At 68.2% G+C, this 21988-nt stretch carries 19 protein-coding genes and 3 pseudogenes; 12 read left to right on the top strand and 10 right to left on the bottom strand.

The window, feature by feature from the left end; translation table 11 throughout:
* The first annotated feature begins 1044 nt into the window (after positions 1-1044).
* From ABZ192_RS36555 to ABZ192_RS36540, 4 genes are all read left to right on the top strand, one after another.
* Complete coding sequence (locus tag ABZ192_RS36555; protein WP_356928822.1) at positions 1045-1650, top strand: ABC transporter ATP-binding protein; 606 nt, start codon at positions 1045-1047, stop codon at positions 1648-1650.
* The gene (locus ABZ192_RS36550) at positions 1647-2519 is read left to right on the top strand and encodes an ABC transporter permease (protein WP_356928773.1); all 873 of its coding nucleotides are present in this window, start codon (positions 1647-1649) and stop codon (positions 2517-2519) included. Before ABZ192_RS36555 ends, ABZ192_RS36550 begins: the two co-directional genes overlap by 4 nt.
* The gene (locus tag ABZ192_RS36545) at positions 2516-3622 is read left to right on the top strand and encodes a terpene synthase family protein (RefSeq protein ID WP_356928772.1); all 1107 of its coding nucleotides are present in this window, start codon (positions 2516-2518) and stop codon (positions 3620-3622) included. The genes ABZ192_RS36550 and ABZ192_RS36545 overlap by 4 nt, the downstream gene beginning before the upstream one ends.
* 156 nt (positions 3623-3778) lie before the next feature.
* Positions 3779-4123, top strand: a complete 345-nt coding sequence (locus tag ABZ192_RS36540; RefSeq protein ID WP_356928771.1) for a hypothetical protein — start codon at positions 3779-3781, stop codon at positions 4121-4123.
* 186 nt (positions 4124-4309) lie between these two features.
* On the opposite strand, the gene ABZ192_RS36535 is transcribed toward ABZ192_RS36540, so the two are convergent.
* Positions 4310-5338 carry a DMT family transporter gene (locus ABZ192_RS36535; RefSeq protein ID WP_356928770.1) on the bottom strand — a complete coding sequence of 343 codons (1029 nt, stop codon included), beginning with the start codon at positions 5336-5338 and terminating at the stop codon, positions 4310-4312.
* A 147-nt stretch (positions 5339-5485) separates the two neighbouring features.
* On the opposite strand from ABZ192_RS36535, the gene ABZ192_RS36530 reads away from it, so the two are divergent.
* Together ABZ192_RS36530 and ABZ192_RS36525 are read left to right on the top strand one after the other, a co-directional pair.
* Positions 5486-5938, top strand: coding sequence for an Lrp/AsnC family transcriptional regulator (locus ABZ192_RS36530; RefSeq protein ID WP_086562847.1), 453 nt, complete (start codon positions 5486-5488; stop codon positions 5936-5938).
* A 1367-nt stretch (positions 5939-7305) separates the two neighbouring features.
* Positions 7306-7515, top strand: coding sequence for a DUF2180 family protein (locus ABZ192_RS36525; protein ID WP_306970188.1), 210 nt, complete (start codon positions 7306-7308; stop codon positions 7513-7515).
* 244 nt (positions 7516-7759) lie between these two features.
* Here the strand turns inward: ABZ192_RS36525 and ABZ192_RS36520 are convergent, their stop codons facing one another.
* The 8 genes from ABZ192_RS36520 to ABZ192_RS36485 form a co-directional block, all read right to left on the bottom strand.
* Complete coding sequence (locus ABZ192_RS36520) at positions 7760-7966, bottom strand: terminal protein Tpg-like protein (protein ID WP_356928769.1); 207 nt, start codon at positions 7964-7966, stop codon at positions 7760-7762.
* Between the two features lie 591 nt (positions 7967-8557).
* Complete coding sequence (locus tag ABZ192_RS36515) at positions 8558-10462, bottom strand: sensor domain-containing diguanylate cyclase (RefSeq protein ID WP_356928768.1); 1905 nt, start codon at positions 10460-10462, stop codon at positions 8558-8560.
* Between the two features lie 876 nt (positions 10463-11338).
* A complete protein-coding gene (locus ABZ192_RS36510) occupies positions 11339-11662 on the bottom strand; it encodes a hypothetical protein (protein WP_356928767.1) in 324 nt (107 codons plus the stop codon).
* 26 nt (positions 11663-11688) lie between these two features.
* A complete protein-coding gene (locus ABZ192_RS36505; protein WP_356928766.1) occupies positions 11689-11889 on the bottom strand; it encodes a class F sortase in 201 nt (66 codons plus the stop codon).
* 86 nt (positions 11890-11975) lie between these two features.
* Positions 11976-12128 (bottom strand): hypothetical protein, encoded by a 153-nt coding sequence (locus ABZ192_RS36500; protein ID WP_356928765.1) that lies wholly within the window; start codon positions 12126-12128, stop codon positions 11976-11978.
* A 106-nt stretch (positions 12129-12234) separates the two neighbouring features.
* On the bottom strand, positions 12235-12423 hold the full coding sequence (locus ABZ192_RS36495; protein WP_356928764.1) for a hypothetical protein: 189 nt from the start codon (positions 12421-12423) through the stop codon (positions 12235-12237).
* A 342-nt stretch (positions 12424-12765) separates the two neighbouring features.
* Complete coding sequence (locus tag ABZ192_RS36490; RefSeq protein ID WP_356928763.1) at positions 12766-15186, bottom strand: FtsX-like permease family protein; 2421 nt, start codon at positions 15184-15186, stop codon at positions 12766-12768.
* Complete coding sequence (locus ABZ192_RS36485; RefSeq protein WP_356928762.1) at positions 15183-15875, bottom strand: ABC transporter ATP-binding protein; 693 nt, start codon at positions 15873-15875, stop codon at positions 15183-15185. Before ABZ192_RS36485 ends, ABZ192_RS36490 begins: the two co-directional genes overlap by 4 nt.
* A 221-nt stretch (positions 15876-16096) precedes the next feature.
* Between ABZ192_RS36485 and ABZ192_RS36480 the strand changes: the two genes are divergently transcribed.
* The 5 genes and pseudogenes from ABZ192_RS36480 (at position 16097) to ABZ192_RS36460 (ending at position 20031) form a co-directional block, all read left to right on the top strand.
* Positions 16097-17395, top strand: coding sequence for a histidine kinase (locus tag ABZ192_RS36480; RefSeq protein WP_356928761.1), 1299 nt, complete (start codon positions 16097-16099; stop codon positions 17393-17395).
* Positions 17392-18081, top strand: a complete 690-nt coding sequence (locus ABZ192_RS36475; RefSeq protein WP_356928760.1) for a response regulator transcription factor — start codon at positions 17392-17394, stop codon at positions 18079-18081. Before ABZ192_RS36480 ends, ABZ192_RS36475 begins: the two co-directional genes overlap by 4 nt.
* Before the next feature lie 181 nt (positions 18082-18262).
* A pseudogene (locus ABZ192_RS36470) lies at positions 18263-18535 on the top strand (transposase); the annotation flags it as partial.
* Positions 18534-18629: pseudogene (locus ABZ192_RS36465) on the top strand (ATP-binding protein); the annotation flags it as partial. The pseudogenes ABZ192_RS36470 and ABZ192_RS36465, both read left to right, overlap by 2 nt.
* A gap of 382 nt (positions 18630-19011) precedes the next feature.
* Positions 19012-20031, top strand: coding sequence for a rod shape-determining protein (locus ABZ192_RS36460; RefSeq protein ID WP_356928759.1), 1020 nt, complete (start codon positions 19012-19014; stop codon positions 20029-20031).
* A gap of 300 nt (positions 20032-20331) precedes the next feature.
* Here ABZ192_RS36460 and ABZ192_RS36455 read toward each other — a convergent pair.
* Positions 20332-20494: pseudogene (locus tag ABZ192_RS36455) on the bottom strand (hydrophobic protein).
* Positions 20495-20891: 397 nt separating this feature from the next.
* On the opposite strand from ABZ192_RS36455, the gene ABZ192_RS36450 reads away from it, so the two are divergent.
* On the top strand, positions 20892-21896 hold the full coding sequence (locus ABZ192_RS36450) for a serine hydrolase (protein ID WP_356928758.1): 1005 nt from the start codon (positions 20892-20894) through the stop codon (positions 21894-21896).
* The last annotated feature ends 92 nt before the right edge of the window (positions 21897-21988 follow it).

Here is a 21988-nt window from a genome sequence, read left to right as displayed (position 1 = left end):
CAGCGGCCAGGCGGGCGACGGACCTCGGGGACGGGCCGGGCTGGAAGGGCGTCGACGCCGACGGCACGAAGGCCGCCCCCTTCCCGCCCACGTCTTGATCTCCACCGGCAAAGGGGACGTCCGGCGTGCCCGGAAGCCGTCCCACTCCAGCTCTGCGGCCCAGCCGGGGGCACAAGCGGGGCTCCGGCACGGGCGAACTCAGCATCGGTTCCGGCAGCGTCCAGGTCACGGGCCATGCCCTCCACATCACGCGCCGACCGCTCGTGCACGTCACCGCCTGCGCCCGCAGTCCAGGATGCGGAGGTCGACGTGGGGCAGGCAGGTCGAAGATCCATCTGATCATCGACCGGAAGCCACGGCTCCTTGCCGTTGCCGGGACTACCCAGTGACATCTGGCGGGCGATCGCCTTTGCCATCACCTTGCGAGCCGAGGCCCGAGTCAGGTGCTGCGCGAGATCGGGCCCCAACTCGCTGATCGCCCGGATACGGGCCGCGTCCTGGAGCAGCTCGAAGACCTACTTCGGCTCGACCTCGAGCACGCTCCCTGCCCACACCTCGAAGTTGGTGTGGCCGGCCACCAGGTGAAGCTCACGCTCCCGAGCTACCTCCACCAGCACACCTTGTCCAGAAGTGAGGGATGGGCAGCGCGGGCGCGGCGGGGATGGGGGCGCCCGCCGGTTCTGCGCGCCGGCCGTTACGGCGACCGGGGTGTGAGGAGGGGGACGTCGGGGGGCAGTCCGGCCGTGAAGCACGAGCCGGTTCGCTCGCGGTCAGGCGCTCTATGTGCCTGCAGACGTGCCCGGCACCGCGAATCCGGCCCCTTGTCTGGGCGCGTGGGCAGACTGCGGCCCACAGCAGACAGGCATTCGTGGCCGAGCTGGTCTTCACACAGGTGCAGTCACGCGACGGATCGAACTACGCCGTGCCTCTGTTTCACCGTTTTGGGCGGTTTGGGGATGAGGCTGTGGGTCTGGTCGTGTCCGTGCCGTCAAATTTCCGTATGACATGGCGACAGTACTCACTGGATGGGCTGGGGGCGGCGCGTTGGAGGTAAGGGGGGTGCATCACGCCTATCGTCGGCATGCGGTCCTGCGGGGGATCGACTTGGACCTGAGGCCTGGTGTGCTGGCCGGGATCGTCGGCGAGAACGGCGCGGGCAAGACAACTCTGTTGAAGATCCTGGCCGGTGAACTGCGTGCCGATTGTGGCGCGGTGCGTCACCGGGGGCGTTATGGCTACTGTCCGCAGGATGTGGTCCTCAACGACGCCCTGACCGTCTGGCAGCACCTGGAGTTCTTCAAGACGGCCTTCGCGCTTGCCGACCTGTGTCATGCCGAGAAGGTCATGGAGGCTCTGCAGTTCGCCCAGTACGCCGACGTGCGCGCCGGGGTGCTCAGCGGCGGCACCCGGCAGAAGCTGAATCTCACGCTCGCGCTCATGCACGATCCGCAGGTTGTGCTGCTGGACGAGCCGTACCAGGGTTTCGACTGGGACACCTACCAGCGGTTCTGGGAATTGGCCGCCCAACTGCGCGACGCCGGCCGCTCCGTCCTGGTGGTCTCCCATCTGGCCTACGACACCGAACGCCTTGATGAGCTGTGGCGCCTGGAGGCGGGCACGCTGCGCCTGGAAACGGGGGCACCGGCATGAGGACACACCTGAACCTGTTCACCACAGCCACCCGGTACGACCTGATCGAGCATGCCCGCAACCGGTTCGCCATGCTGCTGGTCGTTTTCTTCATTCCCACATGGGTCGGCCTGATCTACCTGACGATGCTCGACAAAGCCGCGCCCTTTCGTCTGGTATCCACCGGAGAGAAGCTGGCGCCTGCCGGTAACCAGCTCACCCAGATCACCGGCGCCGTCAACTGCGTCACCCTGGTCACTGGCTTCATGATGTTCGCCGTCACCTTCACCGGCGGGCGCTTTGACCGGCGCCTGGCCATGGCCGGCTACCCGCGCACCCATCTCGTCCTGGCCAAGGCCGCCTCTTTGATCCTGGCTTCCGCGCTCCTCGCCGCCTACGCCACCGCGGCCATGTGCATCGCCTGGACACCGAAGCAGCCCTACTTGCTTGCCGCCGCATTGTTCTGCGCCGCACTGACCTACGGCGCTCTCGGCGTGGTCTTCGGATCCCTGTTGAGCCGCGAGGTCGAGGGCATGTTCGCCATGGTGATGACGAGCGTCATCGACGTCACCCTGCAAAACCCGGTCATCAGCGCCGGCGCCGACAGCCCGCTGACACGCTGGCTGCCCACCTACGGCTCCGTCCAAGCCTCCACCGCGGCCGGGTTCTCCACGACCCCGGTGCCCGCATACCTCGCTCTGCAGCTGCTGTGGTTCGCCGCCACCGCACTCCTAGGTCTCCTGGCCTTCCACCACCGCACCCGCAACGCCCTGCCTCAACCAAGCCGTCACGGCCGGATGGCACCAGCTCTGTCGCCGGCCGATCGCAGTACGGGCACGCATTCCGGCCCTCGCCTACAGGACTCCGGACCGACGAAGGAGCATGCATGAGCAGCACATCAGATGTGGACCAGACATCGATTCCGGCTCAGTGGGGAGGTGAGCCGCGCTTCCACTACCCCCTGCCGATGCCGCAGATTTCTCACGTCCCCATGGACGTCGCGGCCTCGGTTCAAGCGTGGAAGGAGTCGTACGGGTTTCCTGAACTGAGCCCCGAACCCCACTATTCCATTCCCGGGACTGTCCTGGCCTGGTGCCTTGGAAGGTTCTCCACCCCAGAGACCAGCAAGGCAGTGCTCCATGGCATCGGTTGCCTGATGGAGTGGGCGCTCGTCATCGATGACGAAGTGCTCGATCACGCAGAAGCCCGGAGCCGGACCAGCGAAATCATCCGTCTCGTGGCCCAGATCACGCATGTTCTGGAATCTCCGGGATACCGAGTACCGAAGAACGAGAGCCCTCTCATCGCGTCAGTACATGACGCTATGGAGCAACTGCGCGCGGAGTGCACACCGACCCAGGTGGCTCGTCTGACCACCGGCGTCAGGCACATTCTCACCAGCGGCGTGCACAAGCTTCACCTGGACGAACCCAACGAAGACGAATACCTCGCCCTGCGCATTCACGACGTCGGCGGCTCCACCTACTCGGCGTTGATCGGGCTGTGCGGGCCTGCCTCCATCCCGGACGAGGAATGGAACGCACCGGCAGTCCAGGCCCTCATCCAATGCACAGCCCTGATCGGCGGAGTGGAAAACGATGTCTTCTCCTACCGCAAGGAGAAAGCAGAAGGCCAGACTTCCCCAAATACCGTCAGCGTCCTGCAAGCGGCTCGCGGGATCACCTTCGACCAGGCCGTCGGCGCGGCGACCGAGATACGCGACCGCATGATGCTTCTCTTCCTCCGCCTGCGCGAGCGCCTGATGCCCTCGGCCAGCACGCCCCTGCAGTACCTCATCGAGCGACTCGGTCAGTTCATCATCGTCAACACCGAAGCCACCCTGTGTGCCAGGCGCTACAACCCGTCAGCCCCACAACGCATCGCCCTGGAAGACGTCGTCAAGACACCCGCCTGCTGGGCACCCTCACTGTCGACCACCGACACCAGTCCCCTGCCCTACCCGAGCATCTCCTGGTGGTGGGACCACTGCTGATTTCCCCCCGACCTGGTCGGCCGACGACCCGCCGAACGCCCGCTCTGCGGGCAGGGTAGCCAGAACCAAGAGACGCATCGACCGGTGGTGCTTTGAGTCGTCTTCGAGAGCCCGGAACCCGTCGCACCTTGGCTCTGCGGCCCAACCGGGCCTCAGATGGGGATCGGGTACCGGGAGCTCAGCATCGGCTCCGGCAGGGTCCACGGCATCGTGCGCGGCGCGGGGTCAGGCGGCGCTCTTCTTCCGTCGGCGCCCGGCGCCTTGCTCAGCTGTCGCAGCTCGCTCTTGCCCGTACCGCGTCGGCTGCCGGATGCGGACGATGCGCGGGCCGTCTTCGGCGGCGCCTTCCTGGCGGCGGAAAAGGATGAAGGGGCGGTCAGGCGTTGGCCTCCGGCTCGTCAGGAAACCCGTGTTGATGAACCGCACGCCCGGCCCCACTTCTCCATGGCCGACGCCATGCCCTACTGGCAACAGGTGCCGTGGTATCGCCAGTTCAGGTGAAGCTCGGCTGCAGCCAGTCCGGACAGGTCTCTTGGGAGGTAATCCAACATCAGGCACCGCGAGTTGTATGCGGCGGTCCGTGGGGATCACCGGATGGGCATGTCGCTGCGTGCGCCGTCGCGTCCGCCCATCACCTACGGCGCCGCCTGCACCACCGGAGACTGGCGCAGCGTCACCCCCTGGCCGTTACCGGGCCCGGTCGATCACTCCATGTGCGGTCGGTACAGCCGCTTCGGGTTCGTCCGGCTCGGGCCCCGCTTCTGCCGTGGTCCGAGCGGTCGTAGTCCCGGAAGGCTCGCTTTCTCTCGCGTCCGGGTTCGCCGTGGTCTCCTGTCCTTGCTCGATCATGCCCAGCGCCACCCCGGCGATGATGATCACGCCGCCCGTCACCTGGGCGAGCCGGATCGACTCGCCGTTGATCACGACGGCGCCGATGACGCCGAAGACCGGTACCAGGTTGAGGATGTTGACCGCGACGCTCGACGCCATCCTGCGCAGGCCGTAGTTGTAGAGCAGGAAGCCGCCGACCGAGCACGCCACGGCCAGGTAGACCAGCAGTGATGAGGCGGTCGTGTCCGGCGTCCGCCAGTCGTCGGCCTCCGGCAGGGACGCGAGCAGGAAGCCGGCCGCGCCCGCCAGGGTCTGGTAGTAGGTGACGCTCGCGGCGTCCTGGCCGGCGCTCGCGCGCTTGCCGAGGACGTTGTAGCCGGCCCAGGCCAGCCCGCCGAGCAGCAGCAGGATGTCCCCCAGCCAGCGTGAACTGCCGCCGACCTCGGCCCCGTTGCGTACGACGAGGAAGGCGCCGACGGTGGCCAGCAGCACGCCCGTCACACGCGGCAGCGGCATCCGGGTGCGGAAGACGACCAGTTCCACCAGCATCGTCATCAGCGGGTACGTGGCCACGATCAGCGACGCGTCGGATGCCGTGGACAGGTCGACGCCGACGTTTTCAAGGATGAAGTACACGGTGATGCCGAGGAACCCGCTCAGGTAGAGCTGCCGCCGCTGCCGGGGGTCCGGACGGGCCGGGCGGTGCTTGCTCAGTCGTACAATCACGCCCAGGAGTAACGCCGCGAGGGTGAACCTGATGGCGCCGATACTGAGCGGGCCGACATCCTCCAGCACCTGCTTGGTCACCGCGTACGAACTGCTCCAGAACAGCGCGGCCGCCATGACCGCACACACCGCCCACACCGTGGGTCCTCGTTTGCGCATAGCAAGTCGCCCCTCTCTGCCACCCACTGCCGCCTACCGCACTGTGACCGAACAAATATCGGCCAACTAGGCTGGAGGCTAACAAGATCAACGAACATGATGCGAAGAGTCCGAACTACCTTCGGAATCCGGCGGGGTGAGGCAAGCGTGGACGAACTAGATTCGGCGTTGGTGCGGATGCTCCAGGAGGACGGTCGGCGCACCAACCGGGACATGGCCCAGGAACTCGGTATCGCCCCGTCCACGTGCCTGGAGCGAATCCGGTCACTGCGCAGGAGCGGCATCCTGACGGGATTTCATGCCGAGGCGGACCTCGCGGCGATCGGCCGCGGGTTGCAGGCGGTGATCGCCGTACGGGTCCGCCCACCGACACGTGCGGTGATCGAGGCCTTCCAGACCTTCTTGGAGGGGATGCCCGAGGTCATCTCGATCTTCGTCCTCACCGGGAACGACGACTTCCTCGTGCACGTCGCCGTCCGGGACACCGACCATCTGCACGCAGTGGTCCTGGAGAAGCTGGCGAAGCGCCCGGAACTCGCCGACGTACGGACGTCGGTGGTTTATGGGCACATGCGCAAGAAGGTCATCGGCCCGGCATGACACCGGCGCGGACCCCGCTCGCGGTGGGGCACGGGCCCGCGGTGTGGCCTCCTTGGCCGCCGCAATCAGCGGGTCGTTCGCCTCGGGGCGTCCCACGGCTCCCCGCAGGCCGCTGCCCGGGAAGCCCCGGACCAGCAGACCGCGGCGCTCCCACTCCTGAGCAACCGTCCGAGACATCGCCCGCCGGAGGACAGCAGCATCGCGATGTTCAAGGAGCAGCCGGCTGATCTGCCGGGCGACGGGGAAACAGCGCTCCTGCGCGAGCATCAGGCTCGCTCGCCCGCTGCTCGGGCCGGCGCGGTCCTCGTGTTCGCGGGCGACCTCGGGGGTGCGGCGCTCGCCTGGGTCCCGGAGCTGCTCGGCCTTCAGCCGCCGCGCCTTCTGGTGGGCGCGCTGTTTGGAAATCACGCCCAGGGCCTTTGTGAAGTGGTGTCACGGCAGGCCGGCGGCCCGGCCGTCCTCGATCACCTTCAGCTGTCCGGCGTCTGCGCTCGCTCAGGTACTGCCACAACTTCGCGCCCAACGCTGCAACCTCACCGACCACGTTGCCCAGGCTGTCCTTCGGCTGCTTCAGCTTCGGTCTTCCTCACCACGCCCGAAGTCTTCGCCACCGGCCGGTTCCCAATCTGGGAACCGGCCGCGACCACCAGAACCGAGACCCCGACGACACACCTTCGCCGACAGCCACGCCGCACACGGCAACTTCCGCGCCTGGGCCCAGTTGACCGCCCGTACCCGAGCCGCCCTGGCCCGCACCGGCCGCCACTGCGCCGACCAAGAGCTGCTGCGCTGGGCCTTCAGACGCCAGGCGCACCCCGGCCCGGGCACCACCAGCGAAACGGCCTCGCCCACGACCTTCTGGCCGCCCTGGAAAAGTCGCCCCTGCTTCCAGACCGCTTCCCTGGCGGCCGTCAGCCTGGCTGGGAAGCCGCCACCGCCTGGATCACCGCCCTTCCCGTCACCCGGCTGACCGTCCTGCGCGCGCAGGACGCGGGGAGGACCGGTAGCGCGGCCGCCACTGCTGCAACGTCGGCTGCGACGTCGGCCAGGTGCTGAGCGACGAGGTGACAGCGCCGGATCCGGAGGGCCGGAGTACAGACCGCGTGACATGGCTGCGCTCACCGGGTGCTCTCGCTCGGTTGCCGCCTTCAAGCGGGGAGCAGATACCCGCCGCCGTGCTGTCCTCGACCGGCAGCAGCGGGATCAGCAGGCAGGCGCAGTTACCTCCGCACGATCGATCGGATCCTAGGTTTGACAAAGTCTAACCTTGGGTTTAGTTTTCAAGCTCCTCGAGTAGGTGTGTGTGGCTTGTACGGGTTTGTTCGTGTTGGCCGCCGCACCCGGCCCTACTGACATCGGAGTTGGACATGAGGTGCTATGACTGCCTCCAGGAGGCGCGCAGCGACACCACTGGTATCGGTGTGTGCTCGCGCTGCGGCTTGGCCACCTGCGAGAACCACGCCCGCGTACGACAGGCACAGGTCACCCGCCCGATCGGCATGGGCGCTTCGTACGGCCGCATCCCGGCGCGCAGAGTGGTGTGCCACACCTGCGACATGGCCGAGACGGCGCACTGACCCGCATGGTGCGCTTATCACACCCGCCCTAGGCCGGGCGATGGCGCGCTGTCCGTCCCGAGCACGCGCTCTTGGCCGCCCGGACGCCGTCCCGGATCACTGGCGCGGCGTCCGGGCCTCAGCTGCGGACACGGCTCGGTGCGCCATGCTGGAGGCCCGGCCACGGGCGACACCTGGGGAATTCTTCGCCGCGCCAGGCAACCGTGCACTCCTGCTGCGCCTGGCCGAGACGGCCAGGCAGGCCTCAGCCGATCGAGAAGTCGGCGAACTCGAGGTCGCTGAAGGCGATGTGCAGACAGTGGGCGCGACGGCCCCCGTCGCGGAAGCAGGGATGCCTCAGCGCGCGAGCCAGGATCACTAACTGCTGCTCCTGCTCGCCTGCGCCGGCGTCCCGGGCGGTGAACGGCTCCTGGGCTGCCTCTCGCGGCAGGTACTGGGTGAACCGCCGCACCCGCGGATCGTCCGAGGAGCCGGCTGCAGCAGCGAACCCGAATCGCGCTCTGGTGTGGAAGACGAAGCCCTCCGTTTCGGCCTGGGTGCGCCGGCGGGCCCGTATCCGGGGCTGCCACCGAACAAGGACCGCTTCCTCGATCACCGGACACGCAGCGGACCCGGCGGGCGACGCGCTCCGGACTTCTTCATCACCCACCTCTGCACGGTGCGCTGCGACACCCCAAGGACTGCGGCCACCTCCGGGTGGAATACCGATGCGTTGCCAGCAGAAACCGGAGGCGAGCCTCGATGCTCAAGGGGGTAGGCCGGGTGTGCAACACCTGCTCCAGCCCCTGCTCGATAAGCCCCACGTCCGCCTCTCCCTGCGGCCAGTCGACAGGCCGGCATCCTGCGGCCCTGGGCTACAGTCCTCCCGCACCGTCCGCCCCTGACCGCCGGTTCCGGCAGTCCCGTGACAGCACCAACAGGGTCGGCTACGAGTCGCGGGAGATCGCCGGTCATGGAGCGGGTTATGCCCAGCGCATGCCGATGGCGGAGAGTTGTTGTCCCGGAGTGGCATTTCTGGGTTTGGGGTACCGGCGGCACGGGGTTACTGCCCGAGACCGTGCGCAGCCGGTTCGTCTGACGCATGGAGGGGCATGGCGGTCTGGCGGGCCTCGGGTGACGGACTGTTGCGGGGTTGGCGGGGCTGGGGGAGGTGCGTGCGGATGCGGCCTTTGCCTGCTCTCTTGGCCTCGTACATGGCTTCATCTGCTTGGTGGAGGAGTTCGTCCGGTGTGACGTCCGGGAGGGCTACCGCCATGCCGATGGAGGCCGAGACGAGTGCCTCTTTGCCTGCGATCTGGTATGGCTGTGTCAGGGCAGACAGGATGCGTTCGGCGACGTCTTGGGTACGCGCGGGGTGTGCCCCGGCCTCTCCCTCCAGGAGGGCTGCGAACTCGTCACCACCGAGGCGGGCCACGGTGTCTTCAGCCCGTACGGATGCCTGGATCCGGCGGGCGGCGTGAATAAGGAGAGCGTCGCCCACCGCGTGTCCGGCCGAGTCGTTGACAGCCTTGAAGCCGTCCAGGTCCATGAAGAGCACTGTGGGCGGGGCTGTGCGCGTGGTCCGCTTCCGCAGGGCATGCGCGACTCGGTCGGCGAACAGGGCCCGGTTGGGCAGTCCGGTGAGCGCGTCGTGGAAGGCCAGATGCTCGAGCTGTTCCTGCTGGGCGACCCGGTCGGTCACATCGCGACTGCTGAAGATCACTCCCTCGGTGTGGTGGCTGACCGTCGATTCGACGTGGCGCCAACGTCCGTCGGCGTGGCGGACCCGGCAGGACACGCGGCGGCCCGGACCGCGGATGCCTGATGCGGCTTCCTGCCGAAGTGCCTCGACCGCCTGCATCAGCGGCGTCAGGTCGTCAGGGTGGCAGTACAGGGGCAGACGGGCACCCAGCAGGTCCTCAGGCCGGTAGCCGAAGACGTGGTGGGCGGCAGGACTGACGTAGAGCACGCGGCCGTCCAGGCTGACGATGGTGATCACGTCCCGAGTGCCGTCGACCAAGGCGCGGTAAAGCGCCTCCCGGGTGGTGGTTTCGCGAGTGATACGCAGGTGATCGGCGTGGATGAGGCCCTGCCGGATACCGAGCGAGATGGGCAGCAAACCCGCCAGTACCAGCAGGACCATGTCGGTGCGGCCTCCGACCATGGTGTGAGCTGTCAAGGCCAGGACGCAGATGGCCACGGGCACGAAAGCGGCCACGACCCCGACAACAGGCATGATGCGCTGGTCGACGTCCGCGACGCTGGTGCCTCCGGGCAGCCATGGGGCCACGGTGATGAGGAGCAGGCCAGTGATCGAGCAGACCGCCGCGCAAGGGATGCCGTACCAGGTGCCGGAGGCCGGCACGAGGATGCGCAGCATGTCGCCTGCGGTCAACACGATGAGAGCCAAGGCGGCTACCGTTGTCGCTGTGCGCTCAGGACGCTTCAGGGAATAGCGCAGTGCCACCAGAAGTCCGAAGACCAGGATGTCCGTCGCCACGCGTGCCAGATCCTGCAACGACCCGAAGGCGTCGTCGCTCTGGTCGGCACGATGCAGCAGCAGCACCCAGCCCAGTGTGAGCAGGGAGCCGGCGATCATCCATCCGTCCAGGACTCGCCGCAGCCAGACCAGCGTCGCCCCGCGGTCCGCAACCGCGATCACCAGCCCGGCGATCGCGACCACCAGACACAGGACGATTCCGGTGACCGCCAGCACCTGGAGGGCGACGTGGAATCCACCAGTGGGCCCCCCTCGCGAGGAAGGGAGTTGGCTGACAACGAGGTGGTGAAGGCCACCCGCTGCCAAAGAACCCGCAAAGAGCGCGAGGCGAAGACGCACCCTTCCGGCAACCGTCCTGGCACGCCCAAGCAGGGACAGGGCAGCCAGACCATGCGCAGCCGGCACTCCTACGCCGACCGGGATGAACAGCACCGCCGTCGCGCTCGCGCTCAGCGTGGCGGCAAGCACGCATCCCAGCCCCATAGCCTTGCCCCACCCACATGCCGCCGATGACCAGCCGATACGAACGGCGTGCAACGAGCCCCACCAACCGGCCTGTGTCGGCCTCATGCGAACCCCCGACGGTCATCGAGCCCAAAAGGGCAGGCACACCGTGTTTGTACTGCTCGTGCCGGATAAGAGCGTAGGAGGATGTCCAGCGCCTTTCCTCATGAAAGCGGTAAGTTCACCTGAAAAACGGACGAGCTCCCAGAGGCTGACACCCTGCCAGTTGGAGGTCCGCTGCCGAAGCTGTCTGAGCACTCCGACTCGGTGTGGGTCCGGGACAGTGCCGCGCCTCTTCAGGCTGCGGCCGGCGCGGGTTCAGTGGCGGACGGGCTGAAGTCGGCACCACCTGAGGGCTTGCGGTGGGAGCATCGAGGTGCTCCGGGGGGGGTGAGTAAGGCGATACACGGTGCCTGCGGAGCCGTCAGCCTGCGAGCCGAGCTTTCCAGATCTCCTCGCTGGGCCATTGCTGGGCCCAGTCAGCGGAAACTTCTTCGTAGTCCCGCGCAGTCTGGGATGCCTGAATCTCCATCAGGTCTTCCACGACGAGCCCTGCGACTCAGTGGTGGCCCACAATCCCCAGGACGGTTCCATCTGCGCCCGGTGATCACGGGCGAGCGGCCCGTGCCACGCAGCCGCCTCGTCATCCCAAAAGCGCCGGTTCTGCTCTGTGGTCCGCCGGGCCGTCATGAGTCATGGAGGCATTCGATCGAAGGTGATGCTGTTCCGGCAACGGTATTTCCACGGCGCCAGACTCCCTCAAGACGCGCGGCTGGCACGACGGTCAGGTAAGCACCACCTCGTTTCGAGGTCGGCTGGCTCTGCATCGGACATCTCGCTTCAACGCGTGGCGGGCGAGCGCCGCCGGCGACCACGACGAGGGCGAGTACGGCGAGGAGCTTCCGCTTTGCGCTGGGGCCGAGGCTCCTCGGGGGCGGTGGGGCGGTGGGGCGGTGGGGCGGACTCGCGTGACAGGCCCTGTGCCATGCGCTGCCAGACCAGCTCCGGAGGTGCGGCCGGCATGTCCTCCAGCTCGGCGCTGCGGGCGGCGGTCACCACGCGGGTCATCATCCGCAGCTCGTCGCGGCAGCGGTCGCACCGCTCGACATGTCGCATGGCCTCGGCGTCGTCGGTCGGCGGGGTGTTCCGCAGCGCCGGTTCCACCAGGTGCGCGGGCTCTACGTGGACCGCTACGCCCTCCCGTTCCCCGGCCCCCGCGACTCGGCGGGCTCCGCCGTGACGACGAGGTTGGACAGATAGCCGCCCCGCTCGGGGACGAACGGCGGCGCGCAGGTGATCAGCGTCAGGACGGGGGCACCGGACCGACGGAACACCGAGGAAGGCAGCTCCTCCTTCGGTACGGTGACGCGCGAGACGACGCGGTAGTGCACCGGTCCCGCCCCCGCCCGCCGCACCTCAGCTGTAGGACTCCTCACAGATAAGACGCAGCGGCGCCATTCGCCGCCGGGCGGGGCGGTCACGTGCGGTCGATGTAGGCGGTGGCGGTGGCGGTGGTGATGTGGGTGAAGTGGTAGCGGTGGTAGCCGTCGGAGGTGGCCGTGACGGTGATGCTCGTTGGGCGCGGCTCCGCTGATAGGCGCAGATCCGTTACCAGCGGAGCCCTGCTCAAAGACGTGGCATCCCTCGACGGCCCTGCCGCCCATCTCAACCGCAGGATGCGTTGCGCACGTTCGGTGCAGCAGACTGTTCCTGTGTCGGCTGGCCGGGCTCCGACGTTATTGGCCGGTACGGTTCCACGGCGAGGGGCATGTCTCGCGCTCGGCTTTGTCGAGTGCCTTCGTGATCGTTGACCGGTACTGGGTCAGTCGGGCGCCTTCAAACGTGGACGCCTCCTGGTCGGTACGCTCGGGCACCACGATCAGCAGGCGCTGCCCCTTCTCCATCGGCGGGCGAGCCTCGGTCACACGCGGATCGACCAGGTCAAGGGTGACGCTGCTGTCACCGTGGGACGGGTGGACCTCGGTAACGCCGCCAACGGCGATGGTGCCAGCGCACGCGATCCACTCGGTGAGCGGATGGGCAGGGGCCGGATCTGTGTGGCGGCGGAGCCGGGTCGGAGCGCCTGCCCCACACTCGGTCTCGCCGCCGATATTCCGCAACGCTTCCCTGCCACCCCCCCGTCCGGGCCTTTCGACTCCCTCTCAAGAGGACCTGCCTGGACGGGGACACCGGCACCTATGCCTGTACGGGCGGCCCGACCCGCGGACCTGGCGGATCCGCCCCAGCAGCTCGCGCTCCGCCGGACGCTACTCGGTGCGCAGCGCCGTGGCCGTACGCGCCTTGGCGGCCCAGCCTGCCGGGATCAGCGCGCCCAGCATCGCGATCACGACCCCGCCGAGCCCCAGCAGGAGCAGCTGCGAAGGCCCGTACACATCGAGGACAAGCGACGGCAGGCTGGTGCCCACGGCACGCCCCATCACCGGCATGACGACGTGGTGCAGCGCGTACCCCGCAGGGACGCCGAGCAGCCCGCCGATCACACCGATCACGGCCACCGATGCGAGTACGAGGCTCAGGATCTGCCGCGGCGACATGCCGATCGCCTTGCAGACCCCCAGGTCGTGGATGCGTTCCCGGGTGTCGAGGGCCACGGAGTTGAGTACGCCGAGACCGGCCACGATGATCAGCATGAGGGTGAGCAGCACCGCCATCGCGGCCATGATGAGGATGACGCCGTCCTGCCCCGACTCGGAGCCGGTCGTGGCGTCGCCCCCCAGCGGCTGTACGACCGCGGCGACCTTCTGGGCGTACTCGTCGGCGGAGACGCCGGACTTCGTCTCGACGAGGAAGGTGCTGGGCTCGGCCAACGTGAAGGCGGCCATGTCCGCGTGGATCTCCAGTCGGCTGCCCGACGTGTCGAAGGACTCGCCCACGATCCGCAGGTTCGCGGTCTCCTTCTCGTAGGTCACCCGCACCGTGTCACCGAGCTTGGTGCTGGTCCTTTCCAGGAAGCGTGAGGGCACCACGACCTGTCCCTTGCCGGTGATCCAGTGCCCGGAGAGCATCTCGTAGCTGCCGGGGCGCGAATCGCCCTCGTAGAGGCTGGCCTGGATCGATCCTGAGACCCCGGCCACGGCGACCTCGGTCTGGGCCTTGCCGTAGTAGGACTCCGTGCCCGGCTGCGACGTGATGACGGACCGCACCTTCGCCGGATCGGCGGCCTTGGGCTTCTTGGACGTGCCACCAGCGCTGTTCTCCACGGGAGGCGGATCTCCCGCGTCGCCCCCCACAGGAGGCGGCGGCGGGGGAGCGACTTCGATCGCCTTGGTCGTCGTGACCGTGACCGCGGCACGGTTCTCGGGGTCCTGCGAGGTGCCGATCGCGTTCAGGGACGAGGTCAGCCCCACCGCGAACGTCGCCGCGACGGTGCCGAACGCCACCGCGAGCAGCATCGCGAGGGTACGAACCGGACGTGTGAAGGGGGTGGCGAGACCGTAGGTCACCGGCCGCGGCAGCGGCAGCATCCCCATCGCCCGGTGCGCCCACTGGCCGCGCCCCGTGCGCGGCGCCCGGCCGACCGCGATGGCCTCGACCGTGCGCAGCCTGCCGGCCCGCAACGCGGGAATCAGCGCCGCGAGCTCCACGACGACCAGGGCGGCGGCGGGCACGGCAACGTCCACCCACCAGGCCACCGAGAGCGAGACGCCGCCGTACACCGACTCGGTGTCGGACACCAGCGGCACTGCCAGGAGGTTGCCCAGGACGACACCCAGGGCGATGCCGACGACGGCCGGGATCAGCGCCTGGGCCACGTAGGCGCGTACGACCTCGCGCGGAGTGAAGCCGATGGCCTTGAGGATGCCGATCCTGCGCAGGCTGGTGCCGACCGCGCCACTGATCACGCTGCTGACGATGATCACCGACATCACGATGCCGAGCGAGCCGAAGGCCATCATGAACGGGACGGTCGCCGCCGCACCCTGATCAGCGGCGCGCTTGGTGTCCAGCCAGGACTGGGTCCCGAGGAGCGCTCCGGACCCCACGGAGGTGGCGAGCATCTTCCGGTGGGCGAGGATCTGCTGCTTCGTGCTCGCGGAGTCGAAGCGGTAGAGCATCTGACTCGAGACCGGATCGCCCTTCGATCCCAGCGCGTCTACCTGCGCGGGGGCCGCCCAGGCGTCGGCGGTCCTGCTGGCCGACACGGCGAAGCCGACGATCGAAAGAGTCGGGGCGTCCTCGGCGTTCGACGTCTTCATGGGGGTACCGATCCCGATGGCGGGCCCCTCGAACGACGCGTCGAGCACGATCTCGCCGGGCTCCCGCGCCCACCGGCCCGCCTTCAGATCCACCCGGTCCACGGCGCCGTCAGGACCGGACCGCCCTACCAGGGTCAGCGTCGGCAGCTGGAAGCCCGACCGGTCCACCGGGCGGACCGCCGTGGACGGGTACGGTCCCGCGCTCGCGGCGACGCCGGGCAGCTTCCCGGTCCTCGCCAGCTGCGCCGCGCTCGTCTTGGCCGAATCGAACTGCGCGGTGATGTGCGAGCCCTGCTGCTCCTTGAAGGCCTTGTCGAAGGGCGCGGCCGAGGCGACCATCAGCGACCCGGCGACCACGGCCGAGGCCGCGGCCATCATCGTGGCCACGGCGATCACCACGGTCTGCACCCGCCGTCGGTCGACGCCGGAACGTACGACCCGGCCCAGCGCGCCGGTACCGAACAGGCTCATCGGACGGCCTGCGCGTAAGAGTCGAGGGCGACATGACCGTCGACCAGGTGAACAGTGCGGCTCGCGCACGCCTCCGCCAGCGTCAGGTCATGTGTCACCAGCACGATGGTCTGTCCGGCGCGGTGCAGATCCATCAGCAGATCGCGGACGTCGTGGCCCGAGGCGGTGTCGAGCGCACCAGTGGGCTCGTCGGCGAGCAGCAGCGCGGGCCGGTTGACCAACGCCCGGGCGACTGCGACCCGTTGGCGTTCACCTCCGGACAATCGGCCAGGGTAGGCGCGGGCATGCCTCTGGATCCCCAGCATCTCCATGAGCTCACCCGCGCGGGCCGCGGCCTTGCGCCGACTGGTCCCGGTCAGCTGGGCCGGGAGCTGGATGTTGTCGGTGACGGTGAGGTCGTCGAGAAGATTGAAGAACTGAAAGGCCATGCCGATGTGCTCGCGACGGAACTTGGCGAGGGCGTGCTCGCTCAACCGGTCGATCCGTCGCCCGGCCACGGTCACGGCGCCATCGGTCGGCTTGTCCAGGCCGGCGACAAGGTTCAGCAGCGTGGACTTGCCGCTGCCGGAAGGGCCCGTGACGGCAAGGGCCTCACCCTTGGCGACGCTGAGCGTGAGCGGTCCGAGCACCGGCGCGCCGGCGCTGTCGTAGCGCTTCGCCACACCCTTCAGTTCGATCACTTGATGCATAGCAGTCGTCCGTCCTTGCGGTCGCGAGAGGCACATGCCGTTTGCCGGTCCTGCGAACCTAGAGGTGCCGCGTATGGGGCGCGTCGGCCGCGGAACCAACATCAGGTCCTTCCTGCGGAGGATTCGGCCGCGGAGTCATCCCTGAGAAGGAGGACTCCAGGGCAATGCCCTGGCCGGACAGGTGGACGCGGGCCGGGCGGAGAGCGCAGCACAATGCACGGATGGAGACGGAAGACCGGCGTAGCCGGCATCAGCACCTCGTCGACGCGCTACGCCCGGAGGCGAAGGCCTCCCCGCTGTCCCCGCGAGCGGTGCGCGCCGATGTGGTGCTGGCGTTCGTACTGACCGTCATTGCCCTGTTCGTGGCGGTGCGCTATCCCGGCGACGGGCCGGTGAACATCAACCCCCCTACGGTGGATGTCGGGACCGGGGTCCCGGCCCCTCCCTCGCCGCCCGACCCTGGTCAGGTGCCCGTGGAGGAAGAACCCTCCTCCGTGCCCTGGGCCCTGGTCGTCCTGTCGACGCTGCCGCTGGCGGCCCGGCGCCGGTATCCGCTGACCTTGTTCGTGGTGGTGCTGGGCGCAGCACTGGCCATCGGCAGCTCAGCCTCCTGGATCACCGTCCTGGCCTGTGTCATCGGCGCCTACAGCGCCGTCGTATACAGCCGTTACCGGATAGCGGCGATCGCCGTCCTGGTGATCGCCGCCGCGCTGTCCGGTTTCGCTTTCCGCAACGCGGAACCCGTGCTCCCGGGATGGTCCAGCCCGGGATTCGTGCTCCTGGTGGCAGGGATGCTGGCCAGCCTCGTCCGCTTTCTGCAACTGCGGCTGGCCTCCAGCCGGGACCGGGTGACAGAACTGCAGGCCGCTCAGGAGGAGGCCACGCGCCGCGCCGTCGAGGAGGAGCGTGCCCGCATTGCCGCCGAACTGCACGACGTCGTGACCCACAATGTGAGCGTGATGGTGATCCAGGCCGGCGCGGCCCGCAAGGTGATGGACATGGCGCCCGAGCAGTCGAAGGAGGCACTACTGGCCGTCGAGGCGGGCGGTCGGGCCGCCATGGCCGAACTCCGCCACGTGATGGGCCTGCTGGCCGCCCCGGACCACGAGAAGCCCGAGGGCCTGGAGCCCCAGCCGGGACTCGCACAGCTCGACGCGCTCGTCGCACGAGTACGCGCCGCCGGTACGCCCGTGAGCGTCGGGGTGTCGTTGCCGCCGGATCCTCTGCCACCGGGGGTGGACCTCGCGGCGTATCGCGTCGTACAGGAGGCGCTGACCAACACGATCAAACATGCGCGCGGTGCGCAGGCGTCCGTCGCCATTGGTTACACCGACGCCTGTCTGGAGATCGAGATCACGGACACCGGCGGCACTGAGGATTCCCCGCCGGTGCAGAGCAACGGCCGTGGCCACATGGGGCTGCGCGAGCGGTTGGCCGTCTACCAGGGTGAGCTGACGGCCGGACCGATGCCGACCGACGGCTACCGGGTGACGGCCCGCATCCCACGGAGCGCGGTATGACCGCGGACCGGGCACCTCTGCGCGCCGTCATCGCCGATGATCAAGCCCTCGTACGCACCGGTTTCAAGATGATCTTGGCTGCGGACGGCATCGACGTGACGGCTGAGGCCGCCGACGGGGCCGAGGCTGTCGCAGCGGTTCGCCGTACGCGGCCCGACGTCGTCCTCATGGACATCCGCATGCCGGAGATGGACGGCATCGAGGCCACCAGGCGCATCATCGGCGACGCCGGCCCGGCCGAAACGCGGGTCATCATCCTCACCACATACGACCTCGACCACTACGTCTACGCCGCGCTCACGGCCGGCGCCAGCGGCTTCCTGCTCAAGGACGTCACCCCCGAACATCTGGTCTCCGCCTTACGCCTGGTGCAGACGGGCGACGCTCTCCTCGCGCCCACGATCACTCGCCGGTTGATCGAGCGCTTCGCCCGTCACGACGAACCGCAGACCATCGCCCCGCACCGCGATCTGTCCGGCCTGACCCCGCGCGAGCTCGAGGTGCTCCGCCTGCTCGCGACGGGCCTCAGCAATGCCGAACTCGCCTCCCGGCTGTTCCTCAGCCCGACCACGGTCAAGAGCCACGTCGGCCGTATCCTCTCGAAGCTGGACCTGCGCGACCGCGTCCAGGCCGTCGTCTTCGCCTACGAGACGGGGCTGATCGCCCCGGGCGAGGCGCCTGGTTGAACTGGTCGAGGGCTGCTACGGGGACCTCGACCTGATCGACGAGATCTACCTCAACGTGCAAAGCCACGGCCATCCGGGCATGCGATCGACAACCAGCACCTTCTGTTGAAGGAGAGGGTCAGGTCCGCCGCCGCCCGCATCCGCAAGTTGGCTGGCGGCCTCCGCGTATGCAGGGGCCACCCTGTATCTCGCCCTGATCGTGCAGCTGTTGCCGAATCATGAGCGGCGGTTCCGGTACCCGGGGCGCAAGCGGATCGATGACCGCAGGACGCTGCAGGGCGTGCTGTTCGTCCTGTACACCGGGATCCAGTGGGAGTACCTGCCGCAGGAGTTGGGCTTCGGCTCGGGGCCTACCTGCTGGCGGCGGCTGGCCGAGTTGCAGGAGGCCGGGGTGTGGGAGGAGCTCCAGCAGGTGCTGCTGGACCGGTTACGGGCGGCGGACCGCCTGGACTTCCGACGCGGGACCGGTCGGGCAACACGGCCTGGAGATCGTCATGGCCGTCGCCCAGGGCTTCGCAGCGCAGCGGGAGCCGGTCGGCAAACGCATCGCCGGCGGCATCACCCATGGACGACCCGGGCGAGGCGCACGGCTGTGGCTGCGTGCCGGGCCGTTCGCGACCCCCCTCGAGCCGCGAGGAGGCCCCGGCCGGGTCCGAAAGACAGGGCAGGCACGCTCTGGTCGGCCTGCGACGCGCGAGCAGCACTGCCGAAGAGTGCCTGACCACGCCCCCCCATGCCCAGACCTGGGCTGATCAGCCGCTGAGGTGACAAGTGGGGCAGGCGGCGTGGGAGCGGCTCGCCGCGGTGGGCACGCCGATACGGTCCGGTGATGTGGAGGGCGAGTGGGCGAGAGCAACAGCACCCGCCTCGCCGACCGAAAGGCCCTGCAGAAATCGTGGAAAGGGCAGACGAGTCCTGATGGGGAACTCAATGTCGTTCATCGGCCGTGACATGGCTGTCGACCTCGGGACCGCCAACACGCTGGTGTACGTCAGTGGTTGTGGGATCGTGCTCAACGAGCCGTCCGTCGTCGCAGTCAACACCAACACTGGCGGCATCCTCGCGGTGGGCGCCGAAGCGAAGAAGATGATCGGGCGCACGCCCGGCAACATCGTTGTCGTGCGTCCGCTGAAGGACGGCGTGATCGCCGACTTCGAGATCACGGGGCGGATGCTGCGCTACTTCATCCTGAAGATCCACAAGCGGCGGTATCTGGCTCGTCCGCGGGTCGTGGTCTGTGTGCCCTCGGGCATCACCGGTGTCGAGCGCCGTGCCGTCATCGAGGCGTCGTCCCAGGCCGGCGCCCGTCGGGTGCACATCATCGAGGAGCCGATGGCCGCGGCCATCGGATCGGGCCTGCCGGTCCACGAGGCCACGGGCAACATGGTGGTCGACGTCGGCGGCGGCACCACGGACGTGGCGGTCATTTCCTGCGGCGGCATCGTCATCGCCCAGTCCATCGGTGTGGCGGGCGACGAACTGGACAACGCGATCGTCCAGCACGTCAAGAAGGAGTACTCGCTGCTGCTGGGTGAGCGCACGGCCGAAAAGGTCAAGATCGCGATCGGTTCGGCGTACGACCTCGACTCCGACGAGCACACCGAAATGCGCGGCCAGGACCTCGTCTCCGGGCAGCCGAAGACCGTCGTCATCTCCGCGGCCGAAGTACGCGAGGCGATCGAGGAGCCGGTCAACGCCATCGTCCACGCCGTCAAGACCACCCTCGACAAGTGCCCGCCGGAGCTGTCCGGCGACATCATGGACCGGGGAATCGTTCTGACCGGGGGCGGAGCGCTGCTGCGCGGCCTGGACGAGCGGCTGCGCCGCGAGACGGGCATGCCGGTCCACATCGCGGAGGACCCGCTGGACAGCGTGGCGCTGGGCTCCGGAAAGTGCGTCGAGGAGTTCGAGGCGCTCCAGCAGGTGCTGGACGCCCAGCCGCGAAGATGAGGCGACACTTCGATTCCGCCGTTGGTCCTGTTGTGATCGGGTCATTGTGTACAGCACCTTGTGGCGACAAGTGCGTCGCCAAGTGCGTCACAGGGGATCGCTCCGCCCAGCGGGTACGGTCCGCCGAGGCGATTCCCCAGGGCGCGGCGAGCACCTCCTGGGACCGCGCACGCGGTCCCGTCATCCGCGGCCTTCACCGCCGGTCTGGCCGCGGTGGAGGTTCGCGGCAGTCAGCGCGGCTTGGGGCCACACCGTCTTCGGTACGGCCCCAAGCCGCGTGTCGACGGTTCGCGGTGCTGTCTACCAGCGGTACCAGCGGCCTCGCTTCCCGCTGGATCCGGTGGAGCGGGGACGAAGCCAAGCAGCCAGATCACCAGGACGATGACGGTGATCCACCACAGGGCTTCAGGGCGAATCCGGCACCGAAGAGGATCAGGGCGAGCAGGAGAACGAGCAGCAGCAGAACATGATCACCTGCCCCCGACTCGCCGTCTGCCCGGCCGTCGCCGCCGCACACACTCAGGGTTTATTCGTCTCTTATCTTCAGGTTGGGGCATCCTGACTGGCCGCTGAAGTCCCTCTCTCGGGTGGGCGCCGACGTTGTGAACCGCTCCGGGTCCGATGGAGGCTCGAGTCCCTGAGGTGATCGAGTCACCGCACGTCCGTCCCCCTACCCTGCTGAGCTTCGTGAGCGTGCGGCGCGCATGGTCGCGGAGATGAGGCAGCGGTTGCGGACATGGCGGACTCCTCGGGAGCGACACGCCGTGCCGTGCTGTTGATCACTGCACGCATGACCGATATGTCATATTTGTCGGGTCTACTGTCCTCTCCCTCCACAGGAATACCGAGGTCTGCCCGCCATGCCCGATGGACAGCGCAACGCGGCGTATGAGGAGCTCAGAAGACCCCGTTGCGTCGCCTTGCGCCCGCACGCACTGGCGGCCTGCGCCACCGCCGCGGTCATGGCGTCGCTCGCCGCATGTTCTTCCACCGGCACGCTCGACGAGGTGCAGACGTCCCCCACGCCCAGCCAGGCGCCAGCCGCCGCATTGGCGGGGCAACCGTCAGAAAATCTCGGCGCGGCTCTCGCGCGGGCGCTCGAGCCGGTACTGAGGGACGATGAGACCCGGTTGGCTGTGGTCGTGCGCGACCTCAACTGTGCTGACCGGAAGATCGCGTCTTACCAGGGCGACGCGTCGTTCAACACGGCGAGCATCAGCAAGGTGAACATTCTCGCGGCGTTGTTGCTCCAGGCGCAGGATGAGGGCCGCGAACTCACAGCCGAGGAGCGGCAGGCCGCCGAGGCGATGATCAAAACGAGCGACAACGACGCGGCGAACCTCCTGTGGCGGGCGATTGGTAAGGGAGAAGGCCTCGACGCGGCGAACGAACAGCTGGGGCTTTCCTCGACACATGGCGGCCCCGGCGTTCACTGGGGCCTCACACAGACGACAGCCAAGGACCAAATCCGGCTGCTGGAGTCGGTTTTCCCCTACGCGTCGGCGAACTCCGTCCGCACGCGCGAAGGGCTGAACCCGGAATCCCAGGCCTACATCCGGGAGCTGATGGGCGACATCGCGGAGGGCCAGGACTGGGGGGTGTCGGCCGTGTCCTCCCAATGGTCACTCAAGAACGGCTGGGTGCAGCGGACCACAACCGGGCTGTGGGTCATCAACAGCATCGGACTGGTCACGGTGGACGGGCACCGGTACCTGGTTTCGGTCCTCAGCAGCGGCAACGCGTCGAAGCAGGGCGGCATCTCGCTGATCGAACGGGCGGTAAGAGCGGCGATCGACGCGACCAGCGGCCATGGCCGTCACAGGCCGACTGGCACAAGCGCCAGAAGGCCAGTAGGGCTCCGTTAGGCCGTTTCTGATGGCTCTTGGACGGTGTCGCGGAGCCAGATCACGATCGCGGTGACGGTCAGGGTGCCGTTGAAGATGTAGTCGCGCTTGTC

Source organism: Streptomyces sp. NPDC006235 (assembly GCF_040613735.1).
Classification (GTDB): Bacteria; Actinomycetota; Actinomycetes; order Streptomycetales; family Streptomycetaceae; genus Streptomyces.
Note: the sequence above shows the minus strand (reverse complement) of the source record. Positions and strands in the feature narration are given on the sequence as shown.